This is a genomic window from Kocuria sp. APC 4018 (assembly GCF_030407675.1).
GTDB lineage: Bacteria > Actinomycetota > Actinomycetes > Actinomycetales > Micrococcaceae > Kocuria > Kocuria rhizophila.
Genome location: NZ_JASDCY010000027.1, coordinates 1 through 22,646, shown reverse-complemented (window position 1 = coordinate 22,646; position 22,646 = coordinate 1). Strand labels below are relative to the sequence as shown.

Here is a 22,646-nt window from a genome sequence, read left to right as displayed (position 1 = left end):
TAGTACCCACCGTGAGGCTCCGGCCCGGCGGGCGGGAGCGGGTCACCGGCCGGTGCTCGACGAGGCCTCCCCGGAGCCGCGGGGCGGGGCCCACGCGCCGCGGCGTCGTCGCACACCACAGCACACGCAGTTGGAGGACGGCATGAGCACGCACGAGGTCGACGTCATCATCGTCGGCGCGGGGATCTCCGGCATCGGGGCCGCGCGGGAACTGGCCGGGACGGGCCGCACCGTGGCCGTCCTGGAGGCACGGGACGACATCGGCGGGACCTGGGACCTCTTCCGCTACCCCGGCATCCGCTCCGACTCGGACATGGCCACCTTCGGCTACCGCAGCCGCCCGTGGACCGGCGAGCGCAGCCTGGCCACGGGAGACACCATCCTGGAGTACGTCCGAGCCGCCGCCGAGGAGGCCGGCGTCCTGGAGGACATCCGGTTCGGTCAGCGTGCGCGGCGGGCCGAGTGGTCCTCCGACACCCACACCTGGACCGTGACGCACGAGGACGTCCACACGGGCGGGGTCTCCCGGCTACGCGGGCGGTGGCTGTTCATGGCCACCGGCTACTACCGCTACGACGAGGGCTTCACACCGGACTGGCCCACCCTCCCCGAGTTCCGGGGCACGGTCGTCCACCCGCAGCACTGGCCCGAGGACCTGGACGTGGCGGGCAAGCGCGTGGTGGTCATCGGCAGCGGCGCCACGGCCATCACCCTGGTCCCCTCGCTCGTGGACCGCGGTGCCCGGGTGAGCATGCTCCAGCGCTCCCCCTCCTACGTGGCCTCGGTGCCGGGCCGGGACGAGGCGGGCATCAGGCTGCGCCGCCGCCTGCCCCCCCGCCTGGCCGGGGCGGCCAACCGCTGGCGCAACATCGCCCGCGGCATGGCGGTCTACGAGTTCAGCCGACGCCGCCCGCAGGCCATGCGCGAGCTGCTGCACCGCGGTGCGGTGAAGCACCTGGGCCCCACCTTCCCGGTGGACGAGCACTTCACGCCGGAGTACGACCCGTGGGACCAGCGGCTGTGCGCCGCACCGGACGGGGACTTCTTCCGCGCCGTGCGCGGGGAGGACGCGGAGGTCGTGACGGACACCATCGAGCGCTTCACACCGGACGGGATCCAGCTGGCGTCCGGGCGCCACCTGGACGCGGACGTGGTCGTCACCGCCACGGGACTCAACGTGCAGTTCCTGGGGAACACGGAGCTCGTGGTGGACGGCGAGACCGTGGATCCGGCCCAGCACGTGAGCTACCGGGGCATGATGCTGGACGCAGTGCCCAACATGGCCTTTGCGATCGGCTACACCAACTCCTCGTGGACGCTGCGCGTGGACCTCGTGACCGAGTACTTCCACCGCGTGCTGGACCGCATGGACCGCGCGGGCGCAGTGGCCGTGACGCCCCGGTACTCGGGGCCCCGGACCGGGCTGCGACCGCTCATCGACCTCGCCTCGGGGTACATCCAGCGCGGCGCGCACCTGCTCCCCCGCCAAGGTGCCGACGGCGCCTGGAACGTGCGGCAGAACTACCTGCGGGACAAGGTCCTGTTCCGCCCCGGCACCGAGCGGGACGACCAGCTGGAGTTCACGTTCGCCCCCGCCGCGGACGGCGAGCAGACCGACCTGCAGCACTGGAACGGGCTGCAGTACCGGGACACCGGCGCGGGAACCCCCGTGCTCCTGATCCACGGCATCGGCCGCAGCCTGAAGGACTGGGACGAGCAGCACGAGCTGCTGAGCGCCGGGCACCGCGTGGTGAGCGTGGACCTCCCGGGCTTCGGCGGCTCCGAGGTCCCGCCCGAGGGGATGCGGCTGGAGCACCTGGCCGCCCGGGTGGCCGGACTCGTGGAGACCCTCGGGATCGCACCGGCGCACGTGGTCGGCAACTCGCTGGGAGGGGCGGTGGCCATGCAGCTCACCGCGGACCGCCCCGACCTCGTCCGCAGCCTCCTGCTGGTCGACTCGGCGGGCTTTGGCCGCGGCGTGAGTCCCGCCCTGCGGCTCGCGAGCATCCCCGGAGTGGGCGAGCGGGCCCTCGCGCCCAGCCGCAAGGGTGCCCTGCGCTCCGAACGGGCCATGTACCACGACCCGCGCTTCGCGACCCCCGAACGGGTGGCGCACAACCACCGGCTCTCGCAGCGGCCCGGGGGCTCCGAGGCCATGCTCGAGATGCTGCGCTCCGTGGGCACGCCCGCGGGGGTCAGGAGCGGGTGGCGCGCGGCCCTGGTGCCTCGTGTGCGTGCCACGGGACTGCCGGTGTTCATCGTGTGGGGCGACAAGGACACGGTCCTGCCCTTCCGTCACCTCGCCCGTGGGGCGAAGGCCCTCGGGGCCCGCACCCACCGCTTCCGGAACACGGGTCACGGGCCCATGATCGAGCGGGCGGACGAGTTCGCCGCCCTGGCCTCCGACTTCTGGGCCCAAGTGGACCGCAGCTGACGACGCCGCCCGGCCTGGTCCCGGCCCACGGTCACCGGGCGCACCTCGACCGCAGGACGCGTCGGGAGGCGCAACGGGGCCGGACGAGCCAGCGACGCCGGAAGGCGGCCGACCCGCTCAGCGGCCGCCGCGGCGTCGTGCAGGGGTGCGCGGCTCCGGTGGCAGGACGGCGTCGAGGAACCGCGAGCGCGAGCGGTTGGGGCGCCCGCCCGGCGTGCGCGAGAGCGACCACGAGAACACGAGGTGCTCCCGCGCGCGGGTGATCCCCACGTAGAGCAGGCGGCGCTCCTCGTCCATGGCGTCCGGGGTGTCCGCGAAGGAGATGGGCATGAGCCCCTCGTACAGCCCCACCAGGAACACGGCGTCCCACTCCAGGCCCTTGGCCGAGTGCAGGGACGCCAGGGTGACGCCGTCCACCACCGGCGCCTCCTGGGTGGCGGCGCGGCGCTCGATCTCCTGGGCGAACCCCGCGAGCGAGAGCGTCTCGCCGTCCTCCGCCGCGCGGCGGGCCATGGTGTCCGCGAGGGAGACGAGCGCGCGCAGGGACTCCCACTTGGCGCGGGTGGCGCTGTCGGAGCGCGGGGCCCGCTCGGTGTAGCCCAGGGAGCCGAGCATGTCGCGCACCTGCCGGGGCACGTCCGCGCGGTCCGCGCCCGCCGTGCGCGCGGCGGAGCGGATCTGCACGATGGCCTGGCGGATTTCCGGCCGGTTGAAGAACCGCTCCGAGCCACGGAGCTGGAAGCCGATGTTCGCGTCGGCGAGCGCGGCCTCGAAGGCCTGCGACTGTCCGTTGGTGCGGAACAGGACGGCGATCTCGTGCGGGGCAACACCGTCGTCGATCAGGTCCTGGATGCGCACGGCCACGCCCGCGGCCTCGGCCTCGTCGTCCGGGTACTCGTTCCAGGCGGGCTCCGGGCCCGCGGGCCGCTGCGAGACCAGGCGCAACGGGGTGGCCCACGTGTCCGGGGTGGAGCCGAGGGAGGGGCGGCGCGCCGCCAGCAGCCGGTTGGCGGTGTTCACCACCTGCGGGGTGGAGCGGTAGTCGCGGATCAGCTCGACCACCGAGGCCCCCGGGTAGCGCGCGGGGAAGTCCAGCAGGTGGCGGGACGTGGCGCCCGTGAAGGAGTAGATGGTCTGGGAGGCGTCCCCGACCACGCAGAGATCGTCCCGCGAGCCGAGCCACGCGTCCAGCAGCCGCTGCTGCAGAGGCGAGACGTCCTGGTACTCGTCCACCACGAAGTGCCGGTACTGGGCGTGGACCGCCGCGGCGATCCGCTCGTCCTCCTCGAGGATGCCCACGGTGATGAGCAGGACGTCCTCGAAGTCGATCAGGTGCCGGTCCGCCTTGAGGTCCTCGTAGGACTGGTAGAGACGCTGCATGGTGCGCGCGTCCCAGCCCGCGGGCATGTCACGCTTCTCCGCGGCCTGGACGTAGGTGTCCGGGGTGAGCATGGACACCTTGGCCCACTCGATCTCGGCGGCCACGTCCCGGACCGTGGCCCGGTCCGTGGACAGGCGCATGGCCTGGCCGGCCTCCGTGATCAGCCGCGCCTTGTGGTTCACCAGCCCGGGCGGGGGCCCGCCCACGGCCTGCGGCCAGAAGTACTGCAGCTGGCGCAGAGCTGCGGAGTGGAAGGTCCGCGCCTGCACGCCGGGGGCACCGAGCGCGCGAAGCCGCTGGCGCATCTCGTTGGCGGCACGCGCGGTGAAGGTCAGCGCGAGCGTCTTCTGCGGGGTGTAGACCCCCGAGGCGATCCCCCACGCGATGCGGTGGGTGATGGCCCGGGTCTTGCCGGTGCCCGCACCGGCCCGCACGCACACCGGGCCGCGCAGCGTGGTGGCCACCACCCGCTGCTCGGGGTCCAGTCCCCCGAGGATCCGCTCCTCCGCGGTCTGCTCCCCCACCGCGTCCGCGCTCACCACGCGGTCTCCGGCAGCTCCTGGCCCAGCCAGCTGGCGATCAGCGCGTGGGCGATGGACACCCGGCTCGGCAGAATGACATCACCCCGGCGGGCCGCGTGGAGCAGCTGCTCGCGGGTGAACCACTGCACGTCCAGGATCTCCTCGCCGTCCGCGTGCACCCGCGCGGTGTGGGCCACCGCGCGGTAGCCCAGCATGAGCGAACGGGGGAACGGCCACGGCTGCGAGCCCTGGTACTGCACGGTGTCCACGACGACCCCGGCCTCCTCACCCACCTCCCGCACCACGGCCTGTTCCGCGGACTCGCCGGGTTCCACGAAACCGGCGAACGTGGAGTACCTGTTGCCGCTCCACAGGGACGAGCGTCCCAGCAGGATCCGCTGCTGAGCGGGGTCCGGGTGGTCGTCCACCACGGCCACGATGATCGCGGGATCCGTGCGGGGGAAGTGCAGGGAGTCGTCCTCGGGGCAGCGGCGGGCCCAGCCCGAGCGCACCACCTCCGTGAGCGCACCGCACCGGGGGCACCGGGGGTGGTCGCGGTGCCACAGGGCGATGGCCTGGCCCGTGACCAGCAGCGCCGTCAGCTCCGGGGCCACGGTGGTGGCCAGGCTGCGCAGCCCCTGCCAGGCCACAGCCCCGAACCCGGGCAGCTGGGCGTCCTCCGGGAAGGTCCGCAGAACCACCCGGGTCCCGTCCGCGGTGCGGCCCAGGTACACGTCCGGCCGCGCCGGGTCCCCGGTGGTGGCCGGCACCTCGGTGAGCAGCGGCAGGAACGGCCCGTCCGGCGTCGTGGGCACGTGGGACCCCCGGAGCACCAGGACCCGTGCGGAGCCCGACTCCTCTGCCGCGGCCACGAGGTCCCGGTGCTCGCGCTCCACCGCATCACGGTCGAACGGCCGGCCGGCGAAGGGCAGGTCATCGGGGCCGAGCGGCGGCGCGGGCGGGGTGGCAGGGTCCTGGGATGAGATCACCGCACCACTGTAGACCCGGCCCCGGACACCCACACGGGCCGTGTGGACAGCCCCCGCCGAGGGCTCGGGCGGTAGGGTGGACGGGGTGAGAACGACCCCCGAATTGCTAGCCGCCATTGCCGCCGCAGCCGTGCCCGGAGTGGCCCCCGTGGCCACCGGTCCTTCTCCCGACGACGCCGCGGACTTCCGGTCCTGCGTGGTCCAGGACGCCGCCGGGAAGCGCTGGCGAGTCCGCAGTCCCCTGACCACCGAGGCGAGCATGCGCCTGGAGACCGAGCACCTGGTGCTGCAGGCCTTCACGCCCTCCATCCGCTCCCACCTGCCGTTCCACCTGCCCTCCGTGGCCGGATCCGTGGCCCGGGGCGAGCTGCGCACCTTCGTGTACTCCCACCTGCCCGGTGCCACGCTCAGCCTGGCGGAGCTGCAGCGGCAGAACACCCACCCCGAGCCGCCCCTGCACGCTCCTTCCCCGAGTGCCGCGCCGCGCGCGCCGATCGCCGTGCAGATCGGCCGGGCCCTGGGCGCGCTGCACTCGCTGCCCCGCGCGCTCGTGATGGACGCGGACCTGCCCGCCTACAGCGCCGAGCAGTGCCGCAAGCGCATGCTCCACGACCTCGACCGCGCCGCCACCACCGGTCAGATCCCCGGCCAGCTGCTGCGCCGCTGGGAGGAGGCCATGGAGGACACCACCCTGTGGCAGTTCTCCACCCGCGTGGTGCACGGGGACCTGCACGAGGACAACATCACGGTGGACCACGGGTCCCTGGCCTCCTTTACCGGGTGGAGCGACCTGCACGTGGGAGATCCCGCCGAGGACTTCTCGTGGCTCGTGGGCATGAGCGACTCCACGTTCGCGGACACCGTGCTGGAGGCCTACTCCGTGGCCGCCGTCCAGCCGCCCGACCGCCACCTGCTGCGCCGCGCGCACCTCAAGGCGGAGTTCGCGCTGGCCGAGTGGCTGGTGCGCGGCGTGGACCGGGACATCCCGTCCATGGTGGACAACGCGCGCCGCATGCTGGACACGCTGGCGCGCGACGTGCGGGCCAGCGAGTCCCCCTCCCCGGGAGTTCCCGGTCCGCTCGACGATCCCCTCCCGTCCGGGGCCGGCTCGAGCGCCCTGGACCCGCCGCAGACCGGCAGGCACGCCCCCGCGGACGAGTCCGGGCCCGGCGGGGAAGCCACCGGTGAGGAGACCACCGGCGCGGAGGCCACCTGCGAGGATGCCACTGAGGTGGAGGGCTCACCCCACGGTCACGGTGACGGTCACGGAGTATCGGGCGACTCGTCTGTCGAGGGGGCTCCTCCCCGACGGTAGATGGACGCCACGATGCGCTCGAGCTGCTCCTCGTCCGCGAGGTCGTGGGGGCGCACCACACGGTCCTCCGCCACGTAGTAGAACGCTGCCGACACCCGTTCCACCGGGACGCCCTGCCACCGTGCGAACGCGAGCCGGTAGAGGGCGAGCTGGCCGGACTTCTGCCGCAGGTCCCGGCCGTGCGGGACCCGCCCGGTCTTCCAGTCCACGAGTTCCCACCCTTCCTGGGTGCGGAACACGGCGTCGATCCGTCCCCGCACCGTGAGCGAACCCACCGGCGTCTCCACCGGCAGCTCGATCGCGAAAGGCTGCAGCGTGGCCCACGGGCTCGCCCGGAACGTCTCCGTCAGACGCGGAAGGTCGAGGTCCTCGTCCACGTGGTCGTCCGCGCCGGGCAGCTCGTCCAGGTCGAAGATGGCGGCGTCCCCGTAGAAGTTCTCCACCCACGTGTGGAACGCGGTCCCCGCACGGGCCGCTGATCCCGGTTTCCGGGGCATCGGACGGCGCAGCCCGCTGACGAACCCCTCGGGATCGCTGTCCATGGCCACGAGTGTGGATGCCGAGACGTGCGAGGGCATGTGCACGGTGCGCGGACGGTCGGGGTCGGCGCGTCGCGCGAGCAGCAGCTCGGCCTCGTGCCGCCACCGCCGCACGGTGGCGCCCTCGGGGCCAGAGGCAAGCCCCTCGTCCGAGAGCTCGCGCAGCTCCGGGAAGCCTCCCTCCCGCACGGCCTGCGCGACCGCCTCCGCCCGTGCGCGGCGGCCCGCGTGGGCCGGTGGCAGAACCGTTTCGGTGAGCCTGCCGTCCGCGTCCCGTGAGGTGCGGGTGATTGTGGGGCCCTCCAGGGGGTCGTAGGGCCAAAGGGCGCTGACCCGGGTGTCGAGCTGGGGGTTGCTGTCCGCCTCGGAACCGTCAGCCCACGGTCCTTCTTCGAACCCCGGGGTGGCGGCCTCCGCCATGTCCCTGGCCTCCTCCAGGAACGGCGAGACCGCCTTGGGCTTCTTGCCGGTGCCGCGGTACACCGAACCGGAGAGTTCCAGCAGCGTCTTGGCGCGGGTGAAGGCCACGTAGGCCAGGCGGCGTTCCTCCCCCAGGTCGTGCTCGGCCACCTCCTCGGTGAACTCCGCGAACGACGCCTCGAGCTCCCGCACGTCATCCACCCGCGGTGCCCACTCCGGCAGCTGCGACGCGTCGCCGCGCAGCGGCCAGGGGAGCTTGGCGGCGTCCCCCGTCCACGCGGAGGAGTTCTTGGACGGGAAGTCGTCCTGGTTCAGCCCCGGAACGTAGACGTGGTCCCACTCCAGGCCCTTGGAGGCGTGGACCGTGAGCAGCTGGACGGCGTCGTGCCGGGTGTGGGAGGGCGGCAGGTCCAGACCGTTCTCCTCCCGGGACGCGGCCTCGAGCCAGGCGAGGAACGCCGCGACGTCGTGGGTGCGCGTGGTGGCCGAGAACTGCACCGCCTGGTCCGTGAAGGCGTCCAGGTTGCGCCGCGCGGTCGCGGGATCCTCCCCGGGCAGCGCGGCCAGCTCGATGTCCAGCCCGAGCACCGTCTCCACCTCGTGGATCACGGTGGTCAGCTCGTCGCCGAGCACCTCCCGCAGGGCCTTGACGTCCGCGAGCAGCGACCGGAGCCGACGCATGCCCTCCGGGGTGATGCTGCGGCCCCGCGAGGACACCCAACCGTCACGCGGGAGGGTCTCGAGCGCCTCGATCAGGCTGGAGCCGTCCACGGCATCGGCCATCACCACGTCGCGGGCGTCCTCGCCCGTGGGGGTGTCCCGGGTTCCCGGGGCCCCTGACTCCGAGGGGGTGGGCTCCTCGCCTCGCGCGGCACGTTCGTGCCGCCGTTCCAGCTCGGCCGCCCAGTCCCCCAGCGCGGCGAGGTCCCGCGCGCCAAGACGCCAGCGCGCCCCCGCAAGCAGCCTGGCCAGGGCGTCCGAACGGCCCGGGTCCGTGAGCACGTGCAGCATGGCCACGACGTCGCTGACCTCCGGCGTGTGCAGCAGCCCGCCCAGCCCCACGACCTCGTAGGGGATGTCGAGAGCCTCGAGCTCCAGCCTCAGGGGCTCGAACTGCGCCCTGCGGCGGCACAGCACGGCCATGGTGGGCATCTCCTCGAGAGGCTGTCCCTCGTGGGCGGCCCGCTGCTCGTGGATCAGCCCGGCGGTGGCCTGGGCCTCCTCCGTGTCCGTGAGGTAGCGGCTCACCCGCACGCGTCCGCGGACCGCGCCGGGGGCGGGATCCAGCGGGGGCACGTCCACGGACGCGGCGGACCGGCTCCAGGACGGTGCCGTGCGCAGCGGTGCGGCCACGGCGTTGGCCACGTCCAGGACGGACAGGCTGTTGCGCCACGCGGTGGTGAGGAAGCTCGTGGGGGCGTACCGGGAGTGACCGTCCGCCCCGCGGAGCGGGAAGTTCTCAACGAAACTGAACAGCTGCCCGGACGAGGCGCCGCGGAAGCCGTAGATCGACTGCTGCGGATCGCCCACGGCCATGACGCAGTGCCCGTCCCCGTAGAGACCGGAGAACAGCGCCAGCTGGGCGTGCGAGGTGTCCTGGAACTCGTCCAGCAGCACGACCTTGAAGCGGTCCCGCTCCACGGTCCGCGCGTGCGGGTCCACCCGGACGATGCGCGCCGCGAGGGAGAGGAGGTCGCCGTAGTCCAGCGCCGACTCCTGACGCTTGACGGCGTGGAAGCGTTCCACCAGCTGCGCGAGGACGTCCGTCTGCTCCATGCGGGACAGGGCCTTCACCACCTTGTCCCCCGGGGACTTCTTGCGGCCGTCCGGCGGGACGTCCTGGCACGCCACGCGGAAGCGCTGGACGAACTCGCGGATCCGGTGGGCCTCCACCAGGTGCTCGGACGCCTCCGACGACAGGGTGATGAGTCCCCCGGTCAGGGTGTCCACGGCGGGAACCGACTCGGGCAGGGGACCGTCCCAGCCGCGCACGAGGTCGCTCGCCAGCTGCCAGGTCTGGGCCTGCCCGAGCAGCACCGTGTCCGACTCGATGCCCAGGCGCAGGCCGTAGCTGCGCACCAGGGAGTTCGCGTAGGAGTGGTAGGTGCTCACGGTGGGCTCCTGCACGGCCCCCGGAGCGTCCTCGTCCTCCTCGGGCTCGGTGAGCAGACCCGTGCTGCGCAGCATGCGGAGCTTCTTCGCGATCCGCTGCGAGAGCTCGCCGGCGGCCTTGCGCGTGAAGGTGACGCCCAGGATCTCCTCGGGACGCACCAGCCCGTTGGCCACCAGCCAGGTGACGCGGTCGGACATGGTGGTGGTCTTCCCGGAGCCGGCACCGGCCACCACGAGCCGCGGCGTGAGGGGCGAGGCGATGACCTCGGCCTGCTGCTCCGTGGGCGGGTGCTCCCCGAGGGCCTCGGCGATGTCCTGCGGGGAGAACCTGATGTCCCCCGGGGTGAAGTCCTGCATGGTCATTTCTCCGTCACCTGCCTGCCCTGCGCGCACAACGGGCACAACCACGGCACCGCGCACGATCTGCCGTGGCCGCCGTTCTCCTGCTCCGCGGTGTGGCGTGCCTCGAACCGGGTCCCGGCCATCAGCAGCGCCGCCTGGGCGATGAGTTCCCGGGCCCACTGGTGGTCCTCGTCCAGCGGGTCCTGCTGCTGGACGCCGGGCTTGGCCGTGGCGTCACCGAGCTGGACGAGCAGCGCTCCACCCGGCTGCGTGAGCACCGTGCCCTCGGGCAGCTCGATCCGCTCGGGACGGTCCGTGCCGTGCAGGTCCTCGCTCTGGACGCTGTCCTGCATGGCCTGCCCGGCGCCGGCCTGGAGGGCCACCTGGTAGGCGGCGAGCTGCGGGTGCTCGGGGATGTCGTCCTTGGTGGGCTTGTGCTTGCCGGTCTTCAGGTCCACCACCACGTGGCGGCCGTGGGCGTCCACCTCCAGGCGGTCCACCCGCCCCGTGAGCAGCGCGTCCCGCGCGGGGCTGCGCACGAGAACCTGGAAGCTCCCCTCCACCGCGACCAGCTCGCGCTCGTGCTGCGTGCGCATCTCCCGGGCGTACTGTGCGAACTTCCGCAGCATGGTCTCGGCGCGTTCGAGCTCCTGCGCACCGGTCCACCCCTCGGGCATCCCGAGGGAGGGCCACCGGCGGCGCAGCTCCGCGATCAGCTCCACGGCGTCCGCGTCCGGCATGTGCTCGGCGATGTCGTGCACGAGTGTGCCCAGCCCTCGCTTGAGGTCCGTGGTCTCCGTGGCGCGGGCCTCGCTCACGTACCAGTCCAGGGGCGAGCGGTGCACGGTCTCGATCTTGGAGGGTGACACCCGGACGGCCTCCTCGGGGTCGAACAGCGCATCTTCCGTGGTCAGGGGGTTCACTCCCCACCACTGCTCGGGGGCGGCACCCGCCACGGGGTCCACGGCGGTGGCGAACTCGTGGAGCAGCCGCGCGGCCGCTTCACGGTGGGTCCGGGGCACGTCCTCCGCGTGGAGGGTCCGCCGCAGGGTGCCGGTCAGCTGGCGCAGGGTGAGCGGTTCCGGAGCGTCGAGCGCCTCGACGGCGATGCCCGTCTCCTCACCGCGGCCCAGTGCCACGAGATCCACGAACTCGGACGGCTGCTCGTCCTGGGTGGCCACCGCCGTGACGGTGAGACTCGTGCGGGCGCGGGAGACGGCCGTGGCGAACTGGCGCAGCTCGTCGAAGCGCACCTGGCGCAACCGGTCCACGGCACCGAGCCGCGTGGCCTGCTCGGGGCCGTGGTCCAGCGCGTCCGTGAGGACCTCCGTGCCGAGCAGCTGCCCGCGCAGGGCGGTGTTGGGCCACACCCCCTGCTGGACGCCGGCCACGACCACGTGCGCCCATTCCCTTCCCGCGGCCCCGGCGGGGGTGGTGACGGACACGTTGTCCTCCGCGGGTGCCCTGGCCGCGAGGGTGTCCATGGGCAGCTCCTGGTGGTCCATGTAGTCCATGAACGCCCGAGCGGTGGCCCCGGGAACCTGGTCCACGAAGCGCTCGGCGGCCTCGAACAGCCCGACCACCGCGTCCAGGTCCCGGTCCGCCCGCACGGCCTCCGCTCCCCCGGCCAGCGCACGACGCCGCCAGCGCGGCCCCACTCCCGAGGCCTCCCACAGCGCCCACAGCACGGACTCCGCGGTGGCACCGGGAGCGTCCAGCGCGGCCTGCCCGGCCTCGAGCATGTCGGCGACCCGAGCGGCGGCGTCGGAACGGACCTCGGCGAGCTCCAGCAGGACGCCGTCCCCGAGGGCCTGGACGAGGAGGTCGTCGCTCGTGCGCCCCCCGCCCGTGCGCAGCTCGTAGCCGCGCAGCCGCTGCCGGATGCGGCGCACCTCCATGGGGGAGGCGCCACCGATCCGCGAGGTCAGCAGGGAGACCGCCGTGGCAGCGGTGAGCACGGTGCGCGGGCTCGTCTGCTCGTCGCGGGCGGCTGACTCCTCGTGCGGCGTGTCTGCGTCCCCGGTCTGGTCCGTCTCCCGCGGTGGTGAGTCGTCCGCCCCACCGGACGGGGATGGGCCCTCAACCTGGTGATGGTCGCCGGGCAGCTCCTGCGCCGCCAGGAGCAGCCGGAGGGCGTCCAGCAGCGGAATCACCGCGGGCTCGTCACGCAACGGGGTCTCCGCGGCGGACGTGGTGGTGGGAACACCCAGGGACGAGAGCTGCCGGGTGAGCGCGGACAGCTGCGGGCCGCTGCGCACAATCACCGCCATGTCCCGGTAGGGGACGCCGTGCAGCACGTGGAGCCGCAGGAAGTGGTCCGCGCACCAGCGCGACTGGGCCGTGGGCGACTCGAACGTGGCCACCCGCACCCCGTCCGGTGCGACCGCGCGTGCGGCCGTAGCCGCGGGGGCCACGGATGCGGCGACGCCGGCGGCGTGCTCGTCCGGAGGACCGGCGGGGGGATCAGCTGAGGGTTCGGCTTCCGGGTCGGCCGGTTGCTCCGGTGCTCTGTCGGTGCGTGCTCCCGCCACAACGGGAACGGCCCGCGCCACGCGCTGCCACGCCTCATTGACGGCACGGGACATGCGGTGGCTCGTGTGCAGGTGCAGGCGCTGGACGGGGCGAGCGGGTGTCCCCACGCGGTCCTCCAGGGTGCGCAGCGCCTCGGGGCGTGCCCCGCGGAACCCCTGCACCGTGGTGTCCGGATTGGCGGTGAGCACCGCGTCCTGACCGCGGCACAGCACGCCGATCAGCCGGTGCACGGAGCGGGTGGCCTCCTGCAGGTCGTCCACCACGACCACGTCCAGGCGCTGCTGCTCCCGCGCAAGGAACTCGGGGTTCTCCTCGAGGACACGGGCGGCGCGGTCCACCAGTTCGGAGGGGTCGAAGACGTTGGGCATGCGCAGCGCCCGGACCTGCTGGTACTCGGTGCGGAACGCGGCCGCGGTGCGCCACTCCGGGTGGCCGAGGGGCTCGGCCCACGCGGCGAGCTGCTCGGGTTCCACGCGGTACTCGTTCATGCGGTCGAACAGCTCCCGCAGCTGACCGCGGAATCCCCGCGTGCCGAGCGCGTCCTGAAGGTCCGCGGGCCACACCACGGAGCCGCCGAGACCAGCGGCGTGACCGCGCATCATGTCCGCGAGGAAAGCGTCCTGCTCCGGCCCGGACAGCAGCACCGGGGGGAGGTCGATGCCCGGCATGAGCCCCTCCGACTGCGCGCGACGCAGGACGTCGAAGGCGTACGCCTGCCAGGCCCGAACCAGCGGGGTGCTGATGGTGGCCGCGGCCCGGCGGCTCACGAGGTCCCGCAGCGTGGCCGCGGACTCGCGGGAGGGAGTCAGCACGAGGATCCGCTGGGGGTCCGTGCCCGCGGCGATCCGACGCGCCACCCCCTCGACGACCACGGTGCTGCGCCCCGTTCCGGGCGCTCCGAGCACCAGCACGGGGCCGTGCCCGGCCGACAGGTCCACCACCGTCCGCTGCGCGGGGTCCAGCTCCACGGGCACCTGGGCGGTGTCCGTGCCGCGTGGCGGGAGGACACGCCAGGAGGCTTCTCGCTGCGTTCGCATGGGCTCATCCCACCACGTGCCTCCGACACGCATAAGGGCGTGGGTCACACCCAGTACCGTGGTGCCATGTCCTCCCCGAACCACTCCGACGACGCCGCCCAGCCCGCCCTCTTCGACGCCCCGGAGCCGCCCGCCGCCCCGGGTGCCGCCGCTGGCGCCGAACCGGCGCCCGAGCAGCCCTCGCTCTTCGATCCGGTCCCCGGAACCACCGAGGATCCCCGTGACGGATCGACCGGGCCAGCACCACACGGGTCGGGATCAACCGGGCCGGGCCCGTCAAAGCCGGGTGCGGCCCCCGCATCTTTGGAGACGCCCACGTCCGCGGGGATGGTGACGCGAGCGGCACCTGCTCCGCGGTGGTCCGTTCCCGGCGCCCCCTCCACAGGGGCCCAGGCACCAAACTCCGCGAACGTTAGGGTCGCGAGCGGTGCGGCCGCGAACGGTGCGGTCGCGAGCGGCGTCGTGGCGTCCGACGCCCCGTGGCACCAGGGCCCCCGCGCGTGCTTCGACCTGGAGACCACCGGGCGTGATCCCCAGCAGGCGCGCATCGTGACGGCCTCCGTGGTGCTGGTCTCCCCCGCGGGAGAGGTGCAGCAGGAGTGGGAGTGGCTCGCCGATCCGGGCATCGAGATCCCGGAGGAGGCCGCAGCCGTGCACGGGGTCAGCACGGAACGGGCGCGGGCGGAGGGCCGCCCGGCGGCCGAGGTCACGGCCGAGCTGGGCGAGGTGCTGGCCGGGTTCTGGCGTTCCGGGGTCCCCGTGCTGGCGTTCAACGCGGCGTACGACCTCACGGTGCTCACGCGCGAGACCGAGCGCCACGGCCTGCCCGCCCCCGAGCCGTTCCCCGTGCTGGACCCGTTCGTGCTCAACAAGCAGGTGCACCGCTACCGCCGCGGCAAGCGCACCCTGGGCGCGCTGTGCGAGGAGTACGGCGTGGTGCTCGACGCCGCTCACACCTCCGCCGCGGACGCCCTGGCCACCGAGCGGCTCGCCGCGGCCCTGGCCGATCGTTTCGCGGAGCTCCGTCAACCCGCCGCCGCGCTGCACGAGGCGCAGATCGGGTGGGCCGCCGAACAGGCCGCCTCCCTTCAGGAGTACTTCCGCCGCAAGGACCCCGCCGCGGTCGTGGACGGCACGTGGCCCGTCCACCCGCGCCCGTAGTCCCCGCAGCCCCGGCACGACGGCGCGGCACCCCTCCCAGGGTGCCGCGCCGTCGTCGAGCACGTGCCCGTTCCGCGCCCGCGATCCGGATCTGGACGGGGCGCGCAGGAGCGGATCAGGCCTGCGGGGGCTGTGCCTCCGCGGCGGCCCGCGCCGCGGCCGGCAGCGCCGAGAGGATCCGGTCCATCGCGGAGTCGTCGTGCGCCGCGGAGAGGAACCACGCCTCGAACACCGAGGGCGGCAGGTAGACGCCGGCGTCCAGCATGGCGTGGAAGAACGGGGTGTACCTGAAGGCCTCCTGGCCCTTGGCGTCCGCGTAGTCGTGCACGCCCGTGGCGCGGGTGCCGAACGCCACCGAGAACAGGTTGCCCGCCTCCTGGATGGAGTAGTCCACCCCGGCGGCGTCGAGGGCCTCGCGCAGTCCGGCGCGCAGCTGCTCGGAGCGGCGGTCGATGGTCTGGTAGGCCACCGCGTCCGCGCACTTGAGGGTCGCGAGACCGGCGGCCATCGCCACCGGGTTCCCGGACAGGGTGCCCGCCTGGTACACGGGACCGGTGGGGGCCAGGTGCTCCATGATGTCCCGGCGACCGCCGAGAGCCGCGGTGGGCAGCCCGCCGCCGATGACCTTGCCGAACGTGAAGAGGTCCGGCGCCCAGCTCTCGCCCGCCGCGTTGCTGAGGCCCCAGTACCCGGCCTCGTGGACGCGGAAGCCGGTGAGCACCTCGTCCAGGATCATGAGCGCGCCGTCCGCCTGCGTGATGCGGCGGATCGCGGCGTTGAAGCCGTCCTCGGGGGTGACCACGCCCATGTTGCACGGTGCGGACTCGGTGATCACCGCGGCGATCTGGCCGGGGTGCTCGGCGAACGCGGTCTCGAGCGCGGCGACGTCGTTGTAGGGCAGCACCAGGGTCTGTGCGGCGGTCACCTCGGTGACACCTGCGGAACCCGGCAGCGCGAGCGTGGCGAGGCCCGAGCCGGCCTCGGACAGCAGCGAGTCCACGTGGCCGTGGTAGCAGCCGGCGAACTTCACCACGAGGTCACGGCCCGTGAAGCCGCGGGCCAGGCGCAGGGAGGTCATGGTGGCCTCGGTGCCCGTGGAGACCATGCGGATCTCCTCGAGCGGTGCCACGCGCTCCACCACGAGCTCCGCGAGCTCGGTCTCGCCACGCGTGGTGGCGCCGAAGCCCAGGCCGCGCTCCACGGCCTCGTGCACGGCCTCGGTGACCACGGGGTGCGCGTGCCCGATCAGGGCGGGGCCCCACGAGCACACGAGGTCCACGTACTCGCGGCCGTCCACGTCCGTGAGGTACGGGCCCTTGGCGGCCGCGATGAACGGCGGGGTGCCGCCCACGGAGTTGAACGCGCGCACGGGCGAGTTCACACCCCCGGGCATCACGCGGCGGGCACGGTCGAACAGTTCCTGGGAAACACTCATGAGATCACGTCATTCCTTTCGCCGGGACCGTGTCCCGGGCACCGCGCGGGCGCGGCGGGTGGGCAGTTACCGGCCGTTCTCCTGGCGGAGGCGGCGGGCGAGTTCAGCGGCGTAGTAGGTCAGGATCGAGTCGGCCCCGGCGCGCTTGATGGAGAGCACGGACTCGCGGATCGCGGCCTCGCGGTCGATCCACCCGTTGGCGGACGCGGCCTCGATCATCGCGTACTCCCCCGAGATCTGGTACGCGGACACCGGAACCGGAGAGGCATCCGCGACCTCGCGCAGGATGTCCAGGTAGCTCATCGCGGGCTTGACCATGACCATGTCCGCGCCCTCGGCGAGGTCCGTCTGCAGCTCGAGCAGCGCCTCGCGCCGGTTCGCGGGATCCATCTGGTAGGTCTTGCGGTCTCCGGTGAGCGTGGAGTCCACGGCCTCGCGGAACGGGCCGTAGAACGCCGAGGAGTACTTGGCGGTGTACGCGAGCACGGAGACGTCCTCGCGGCCCGCGGCGTCCAGCGCGGCGCGGATCACACCCACCTGGCCGTCCATCATCCCGGACGGCCCCAGCATGTGCGCCCCGGCCTCGGCCTGGGCCACGGCCATCCGGCCGTAGATCTCCAGGGTGCGGTCGTTGTCCACGCGGCCCTGGGCGTCCAGCACGCCGCAGTGGCCGTGGTCGGTGAACTCGTCCAGGCACAGGTCCGCCATGACGACGACGCCGTCCCCCACCTCCTCGCGCACCGCACGGATGCCGCGGTTGAGAATTCCCTCCGGGTCCAGGGCCGCGGAGCCCTCGGCGTCCCGGGTCTCGGGCACACCGAAGATCATGAATCCGCCCAGGCCGAGCTCCACGGCCTCCGCGGCGGCGCGCCGGAGCGAGTCCATGCTGTGCTGCACCACACCGGGCATCGAGGTCAGGGGCTGCGGTTCGGTGATCCCCTCCTTGACGAACACCGGCAGGATCAGGTCGGAGGCGTCCAGCCGCGTCTCGGCCACGAACCGGCGCATGGCCGGGGTAGTGCGCAGGCGCCGGGGGCGGGACACGATGTCGTACGACACGTCGTCGTTCATCTGCAGATCTCCTGGTTCATTGAATCGTTGTGTCATGAGAGGTCGTCCTGGGACCACCTCGGCGGTCCGCGAGGGCGTGGTCCACCGCGTCGGCGAGCGCCTCCGGGGTGGGCTGCGCGGCGGTCACGGGGGTCAGGCCGCGTTCACGCAGTGCGCGGGCGGTGGGCTCACCGATCGCGATCCACGCGGTGCCCGCCGACGGACGGTTGCCGTCCAGCAGCTCCGCCGCCCGCGACGGCGCCGTGACCACCACGGCCGCCAGCTCACCCGAGGCGCACGCTGCCCGGGCGGCCGTGCGATCGAGCTCCGGGGCGTCGTCCGGCTCGGACGCGATCCTGCTCAGCGGCCGCGGGGCGGGGGCGGGCACCATGTCGTAGGCGCAAGTCCGCCAGACACGGTACCCCTTGGCCCGCAGGCCCTCCTCGAGAGTGGTGGAGGCCAGCGCGGACACGGGCAGCAGGGCCCGTGGTGCACCGGACGCGGCGGGGGACTGCCTGCCCTCGAGCCCCGGCTCCTCGATGCGCTCCGGCCACTCCTCGAGCATGCCGACGGCGCTGGAGGTCTCGGCGGGCACGAAATCCACGCCCACACCGTGCTCGGCGAGGGCCCGCGCGGTCGCGGCACCCACGGCGGCGATCCGCAGCGGGGCGGGCCGGGCGGCGTCGAGATGCGCGCTCCAGTCCGGGGAGTCCGCGACCGCCGCGAGGGCGTGGACCGCGGTGGCCGAGGTCAGGCACAGCCACGTGGGAACAGCGGGTCGAGCCGCCTCGCGCAGCATCTCGCGCAGGGGCTCGGTGTCGAGGGGCAGGGAGGCCTCCAGCAACCGGGCGGTGCACGGCTCGTACCTGCGCTCCCGCAGCAGCGCGGCCAGAGGGCGCGCGGCGGCGGGATCGCGGGTCACGAGCACGCGACGGGCCGTCACAGGCTCAGCCGTGCCAACCGGTCGGCGCCCTGGGAGAGCAGGTCGTCCGCAATCCGGCGCCCGAAGGCCTCGGCCTCCTCGACGGACAGCGCGGGCACGGACTCGCTGCGGCGCATCACCTCGGACCCGTCCGGGTTGGCCACGACCACGTCGAGCTCCAGGACGTCCCCGGCCACGCGGGCGAACGTGCCCACGGGCGCGGCGCAGCCGGCCTCGAGCTGGGCGAGCACGGCCCGCTCTGCGGTGACCGCGAGCCGGGTGGGCAGGTGGTCGACGGCCTCGAGACCCCGCATGAGCGGCCCGGCGGGGTCCAGCTGGGCACTGACCTCGAGTGCGAGCGCGCCCTGACCGGGGGCGGGCAGCATCATGTGGGGGTCCAGGTACTCCGTGATGCTGCCCTCGAGGCCCAGCCGCTTGAGACCGGAGGCCGCGAGCACCACGGCGTCCAGGTCCCCCGGATCACCGGGAGCCACCCGGTTCAGGCGGGTGCCCACGTTGCCGCGGATGTCCACGATGCGCAGGTCCGGGCGCAGGGCCCGCAGCTGGGCCACGCGCCGGGGTGAGCCCGTGCCCACGGCCGCACCCTCGGGCAGCTCGGCGAGCGTCAAGCCGTCCCGGGCGCACAGGGCGTCCCGCGGGTCCTCACGCTCGGGCAGGGCCACGATCCGCAGACCCTCCACGGGGGCCGTGGGGAGGTCCTTGAGCGAGTGCACCGCGAGGTCCACCCGCCCGTCGAGCACCTGCGCCCGCAGCGCGGTGGCGAACACACCGGTACCGCCCATCTGGGACAGCGGCCCCGTGAGGACGTCCCCCTCGGTGCGCACCGTGACGAGCTCGTGGTCGATGCCCCCCGCACGGGAGACGGCCTCGGCCGCCCACCGGCTCTGGGTCATGGCCAGCTGCGAGCCACGGGTGCCCACCCTGAACACGGGTCCACTCACCGGTGGATCACCTCGCCGTTCTCGTCGAGGCCCACGGGGATGGGCTCGCCGACGGGCCGCTGGGCGATCGTGGGGCGGGGTTCGCTCTGGCCGCGCAGCACCTTCACGCAGCAGTCCGGGGCGCACGTGTCGAACCACGTGCCCTGGGCGCACGCGGAGACCCGCGGGGGCGCGGTGGGCGTGCCCAGCCGCTGCTCCACGAGGTCCGCGAGCGCGGCCACGAACTCGGGATCAGTGCCGGCGGTGGGGATGCGCTCGAACTCCAGACCGGCCTCGGCCGCGGCGTCACGGGCCTCGGTGTCGAGGTCCCAGAGCACCTCCATGTGGTCCGAGACGAAGCCCAGGGGCACCACGGCCACGCCGGTGACGCCCTTGCCGGGCAGCTCCTCGATGACGTCGCAGATGTCCGGTTCGAGCCACGGGACCTGCGGGGGCCCGGAGCGGGACTGGTACACGAGCTCCCACTCCACCCCGTTCATGGGCTCGCCCACCTGCTCCACGATCCAGCGCGCGGCCGCAAGGTGCTGCGCCACGTAGGCGGAGTTCCCCTCGAAGCTCATCCGCTGGGAGCCGGCCGCGTTGGCGTCCGTCATGGGCACGGAGTGGGTGGTGAACAGCACGCGCACGGGTCCGTCAGTACGCTCGCGCAGGGCGAGCAGCGAGTCCCGCAGCTTGGTGGCGTACGGGCGCAGGAAGCCCTCGGAGTCGTAGTACTGCCGGATCTTCTCCACGTGCAGCTCGTCCTGCAGCCCGGTCTCCTCCAGGCCCACGCCGTAGTCCTCGCGGTACTGGCGGCAGCTGGAGTACCCGGAGTACGCGCTCGTGGCGAGCACCAGCAGGTCCCGGTACCCGCGCTCGTGGCTCTCGCGCAGCACGTCCGCCACGTACGGGTCCCAGTTGCGGTTGGCGAGCAGCACGGGCAGCTCCACGCCACGACGCCGCAGCTCGGCCTCCAGCGCATCGCGCAGCGCCCGGTTCTGGGCGTTGATGGGACTCACGCCGCCGTTCGCACGGTAGTGGGTGGCCACCTCCTCGAGCCGCTCGTCCGGGATGCCGCGGCCGCGCGTGACGTTGCGCAGGAACGGGATCACGTCCTCCTGACCCTCCGGCCCGCCGAAGGAGGAGAGGATCAGGGCGTCGAAGCTGTGCGGCGCGTTGGCGCGCTCGGCACTCAGGGCATTGGTCTCTCGGGTGTCAGTCATCTCAGTCGAGCACCTCGGCAATCTCGTGGGTGGTGATCCGGCGCCCCGTGTAGAACGGGGTCTCCTCGCGCACGTGCAGGCGTGCCTCGGTGTTGCGGAAGTGGCGCATGATGTCCACCAGGTCCACGAGCTCCGGGGCCTCCAGGGCCAGCAGCCACTCGAAGTCGTTGAGCCCGAAGCACGCGATGGTGTTGGCGAGCACCTGCGGGTACTCGCGGGCCTTCATGCCGTGGTTCTTGAGCATCTCCCCGCGGCGCTGCGGGTTCATGTAGTACCACTCGTAGGAGCGCACGAACGGGTAGACGCACACCCACTTCTGGGCCTCGGCACCGCGCGCGAACGCGGGCGAGTGGTTGGACGTGAACTCCGCCTCGCGGTGCACGCCCATGGCGTTCCATGCCTGCCGGGTCCCGGCCAGCAGGGGCTGGCGGCGCAGCTCACGGATCGCGGCCTGCAGCACCTCCGGCTCCTTGCCGGTGAGCCACACCATGAGGTCCGCCCCGTCGCGCATCCCGGAGACGTCGTACACGCCGCGTACGGTCACGTCCCGTTGCTCGAGGTTCGCCACGAGCGCGTCGAACGCCTCCCGGTTGGCCGGTGAATCGGCGTCCTGCGGCCGCTGCCCCGTGCGCTCCAGCACCGTGTAGCCGGCCCAGTACAGGGTCTCGCCGCCCTCTCCCGCGGCGTCCTGTGCGTCTGTTGCTCCGTGCTCAGTCATCGTGCACTTCCTCTCGCCGTCTTCTCTTCTCGTTCGCTGCACCCGCGCGGGTCCCGGTTACCGGCCACGGCGTCCACGACGCCGCCCGTGCCGCTCCCGTGGGCGACGTCACGTGGCGACGTCGTACCCGTGGCGGGCGAGCAGGTTCCTGACCTGTTGCCGCGTGTCCGTGACCACCGCTGCGAGCCCCGTCCCCGACAACCACGCGCCGACCGCCACCGCGTCCGGGACGTCCTTCAGTGCGCGGCGGAAGCCCGCGGCCCGGGCGCTGTGCCCCGCGTCGGTGCGGGGCAGTGCAGCGTGCCAGCGGACCACGTCCGCGCCCACCAGCTGGGCGGGCTCGATGGGCACGCCCAGCAGCGTGCTCGCGTCCTCCAGGGCCAGCGAGATCAGGTGCCGATCCTCGAGGGCGACCTCCGGCGAGGCGCCGGTGCCCTTGGGGGTCGTGCGCCCGTAGGAGAGCCGCACCACGTGGCGGTGCTCCCCCGCTTCCCGTGCCACCCACGCCCACTTGGCACTCGAGTGGGTAAGGGCCTTGGCACGGACCTCGCGGACGTCGTCGCTCACGAGCACGCCCGTGCCGCGCGGCGCGTCGTCCAGAGCGGGGCAGTCCAGCACGAGGGTCGCGAGCGCGATCCGCGGACCGGAGCGCGGTGTGAAGTTCTGTGCGTCCGTGACGTGCGAGCCCATGAGCCGCACGGACGTGGGGCCGTCCGCGGCCAGCACGAGCAGCTCGCCGCGGGCCACCGCGGTCTTGTCACCGTCCGTGGGCTGTCGCTGGATGACCATCCACCCCGGTCGGCGGGGATCACGGTCCAGGGCGATCACGTCGTAGCGGGCCACCAGCTTGACGCCCAGCCGCTCGGCGTCGTCAACGAGCCGCTCGCTCAGCAGGTTCATCCCCCCGTCGATCCCGGCGACGTTCGCCCCCGCTGGGCTCGCCTCCCGTAGCGCGCCCGCGGCGGCACCCAGGCTGCCGAGCTCGCGCATGCGTGAGCGCAGGCCCGGGGCCACGGCGTCCACGTCCAGCTGGTCGGGGTGGGTGGAGTAGACGCCGGAGACGAACGGTGCCACCAGCCGATCCACCACGCGCTGGCCCATGCGGGCCCGCACGAGGGCACCCACGGTGCGTTCACCCGCACCCATGCGGGAGGGAAGCACCTTGTCCATCCGCGCGCGTGACACGCCGGAGCGCCCGAGCGCCGCGCGCAGCTCCGGCGCGGTGGGATCGGCCGGGATTCCGAGCACCCCGGAACGCGGTGCCGGCACCGCACCCTCGGGCAGGTGCAGCCAGGACCCCGCGGGATTGGGGGTGACCATCCGCTCCGAGAGACCGAGCTCCGACATCAGCTCGGGCACGGCCGTGGAGCGGGTCGCGAAGGACTCCGCACCGGAGTCCAGCACGAGCCCCGCGACCTCGTGGGCGCCCACGGCGCCTCCGAAGTGGTCCGAGGCCTCCACGAGCGTGACGCGCAGCCCGGCGGCGGCCAGGTCCCGCGCCGCCGTGAGGCCAGCCACTCCCCCGCCCACCACCAGCGCGGTGCGGGGACGCCGGGGGGAGGACGGCCGTGTGT

At 73.4% G+C, this 22,646-nt stretch carries 14 protein-coding genes; 3 read left to right on the top strand and 11 right to left on the bottom strand.

All coding sequences use genetic code 11. The annotated features are described in order from the left end of the window. Positions 1 to 142: 142 nt before the first annotated feature. Positions 143 to 2,434 (top strand): alpha/beta fold hydrolase, encoded by a 2,292-nt coding sequence (locus tag QL985_RS06715; RefSeq protein WP_135009874.1) that lies wholly within the window; start codon positions 143 to 145, stop codon positions 2,432 to 2,434. A gap of 117 nt (positions 2,435 to 2,551) precedes the next feature. Here the strand turns inward: QL985_RS06715 and QL985_RS06710 are convergent, their stop codons facing one another. Together QL985_RS06710 and nudC are read right to left on the bottom strand one after the other, a co-directional pair. Continuing rightward, positions 2,552 to 4,357, bottom strand: coding sequence for an ATP-dependent helicase (locus tag QL985_RS06710; RefSeq protein ID WP_059281832.1), 1,806 nt, complete (start codon positions 4,355 to 4,357; stop codon positions 2,552 to 2,554). Continuing rightward, on the bottom strand, positions 4,351 to 5,325 hold the full coding sequence (nudC, locus tag QL985_RS06705) for an NAD(+) diphosphatase (RefSeq protein WP_019309444.1): 975 nt from the start codon (positions 5,323 to 5,325) through the stop codon (positions 4,351 to 4,353). The genes QL985_RS06710 and nudC overlap by 7 nt, the downstream gene beginning before the upstream one ends. A gap of 85 nt (positions 5,326 to 5,410) precedes the next feature. Here nudC and QL985_RS06700 point away from each other — a divergent pair, with 85 nt between their 5' ends. After that, a complete protein-coding gene (locus QL985_RS06700) occupies positions 5,411 to 6,640 on the top strand; it encodes a macrolide 2'-phosphotransferase (protein WP_223110687.1) in 1,230 nt (409 codons plus the stop codon). Here the strand turns inward: QL985_RS06700 and QL985_RS06695 are convergent. Together QL985_RS06695 and QL985_RS06690 are read right to left on the bottom strand one after the other, a co-directional pair. After that, a complete protein-coding gene (locus QL985_RS06695) occupies positions 6,589 to 10,074 on the bottom strand; it encodes an ATP-dependent DNA helicase (RefSeq protein WP_047978025.1) in 3,486 nt (1,161 codons plus the stop codon). The genes QL985_RS06700 and QL985_RS06695 overlap by 52 nt on opposite strands. Beyond that, on the bottom strand, positions 10,071 to 13,622 hold the full coding sequence (locus QL985_RS06690) for a UrvD/REP family ATP-dependent DNA helicase (RefSeq protein ID WP_059281836.1): 3,552 nt from the start codon (positions 13,620 to 13,622) through the stop codon (positions 10,071 to 10,073). Before QL985_RS06690 ends, QL985_RS06695 begins: the two co-directional genes overlap by 4 nt. Positions 13,623 to 14,084: 462 nt before the next feature. Here QL985_RS06690 and QL985_RS06685 point away from each other — a divergent pair, with 462 nt between their 5' ends. Beyond that, positions 14,085 to 14,783, top strand: a complete 699-nt coding sequence (locus QL985_RS06685) for a 3'-5' exonuclease (RefSeq protein WP_191873529.1) — start codon at positions 14,085 to 14,087, stop codon at positions 14,781 to 14,783. A gap of 115 nt (positions 14,784 to 14,898) precedes the next feature. On the opposite strand, the gene hemL is transcribed toward QL985_RS06685, so the two are convergent. The 7 genes from hemL to hemG all read right to left on the bottom strand — a co-directional run. Further along, on the bottom strand, positions 14,899 to 16,218 hold the full coding sequence (gene hemL / locus QL985_RS06680) for a glutamate-1-semialdehyde 2,1-aminomutase (RefSeq protein WP_070636739.1): 1,320 nt from the start codon (positions 16,216 to 16,218) through the stop codon (positions 14,899 to 14,901). Between the two features lie 66 nt (positions 16,219 to 16,284). Next, positions 16,285 to 17,289: a porphobilinogen synthase gene (gene hemB / locus QL985_RS06675; RefSeq protein WP_039101750.1), complete on the bottom strand. Its 1,005-nt coding sequence runs from the start codon at positions 17,287 to 17,289 to the stop codon at positions 16,285 to 16,287. A 16-nt stretch (positions 17,290 to 17,305) separates the two neighbouring features. Then, the gene (locus tag QL985_RS06670) at positions 17,306 to 18,211 is read right to left on the bottom strand and encodes a uroporphyrinogen-III synthase (RefSeq protein WP_259905930.1); all 906 of its coding nucleotides are present in this window, start codon (positions 18,209 to 18,211) and stop codon (positions 17,306 to 17,308) included. Then, positions 18,208 to 19,152, bottom strand: coding sequence for a hydroxymethylbilane synthase (gene hemC, locus QL985_RS06665; protein WP_070636741.1), 945 nt, complete (start codon positions 19,150 to 19,152; stop codon positions 18,208 to 18,210). Before hemC ends, QL985_RS06670 begins: the two co-directional genes overlap by 4 nt. Further along, positions 19,149 to 20,354, bottom strand: a complete 1,206-nt coding sequence (locus tag QL985_RS06660) for a ferrochelatase (RefSeq protein ID WP_047978030.1) — start codon at positions 20,352 to 20,354, stop codon at positions 19,149 to 19,151. The genes hemC and QL985_RS06660 overlap by 4 nt, the downstream gene beginning before the upstream one ends. Before the next feature lies 1 nt (position 20,355). Continuing rightward, positions 20,356 to 21,072: a hydrogen peroxide-dependent heme synthase gene (hemQ, locus tag QL985_RS06655; protein ID WP_059280678.1), complete on the bottom strand. Its 717-nt coding sequence runs from the start codon at positions 21,070 to 21,072 to the stop codon at positions 20,356 to 20,358. Between the two features lie 108 nt (positions 21,073 to 21,180). Continuing rightward, positions 21,181 to 22,646, bottom strand: a 1,466-nt coding sequence (hemG, locus tag QL985_RS06650; RefSeq protein ID WP_290147681.1) for a protoporphyrinogen oxidase, incomplete at its 5' end; no start/stop codon positions are given.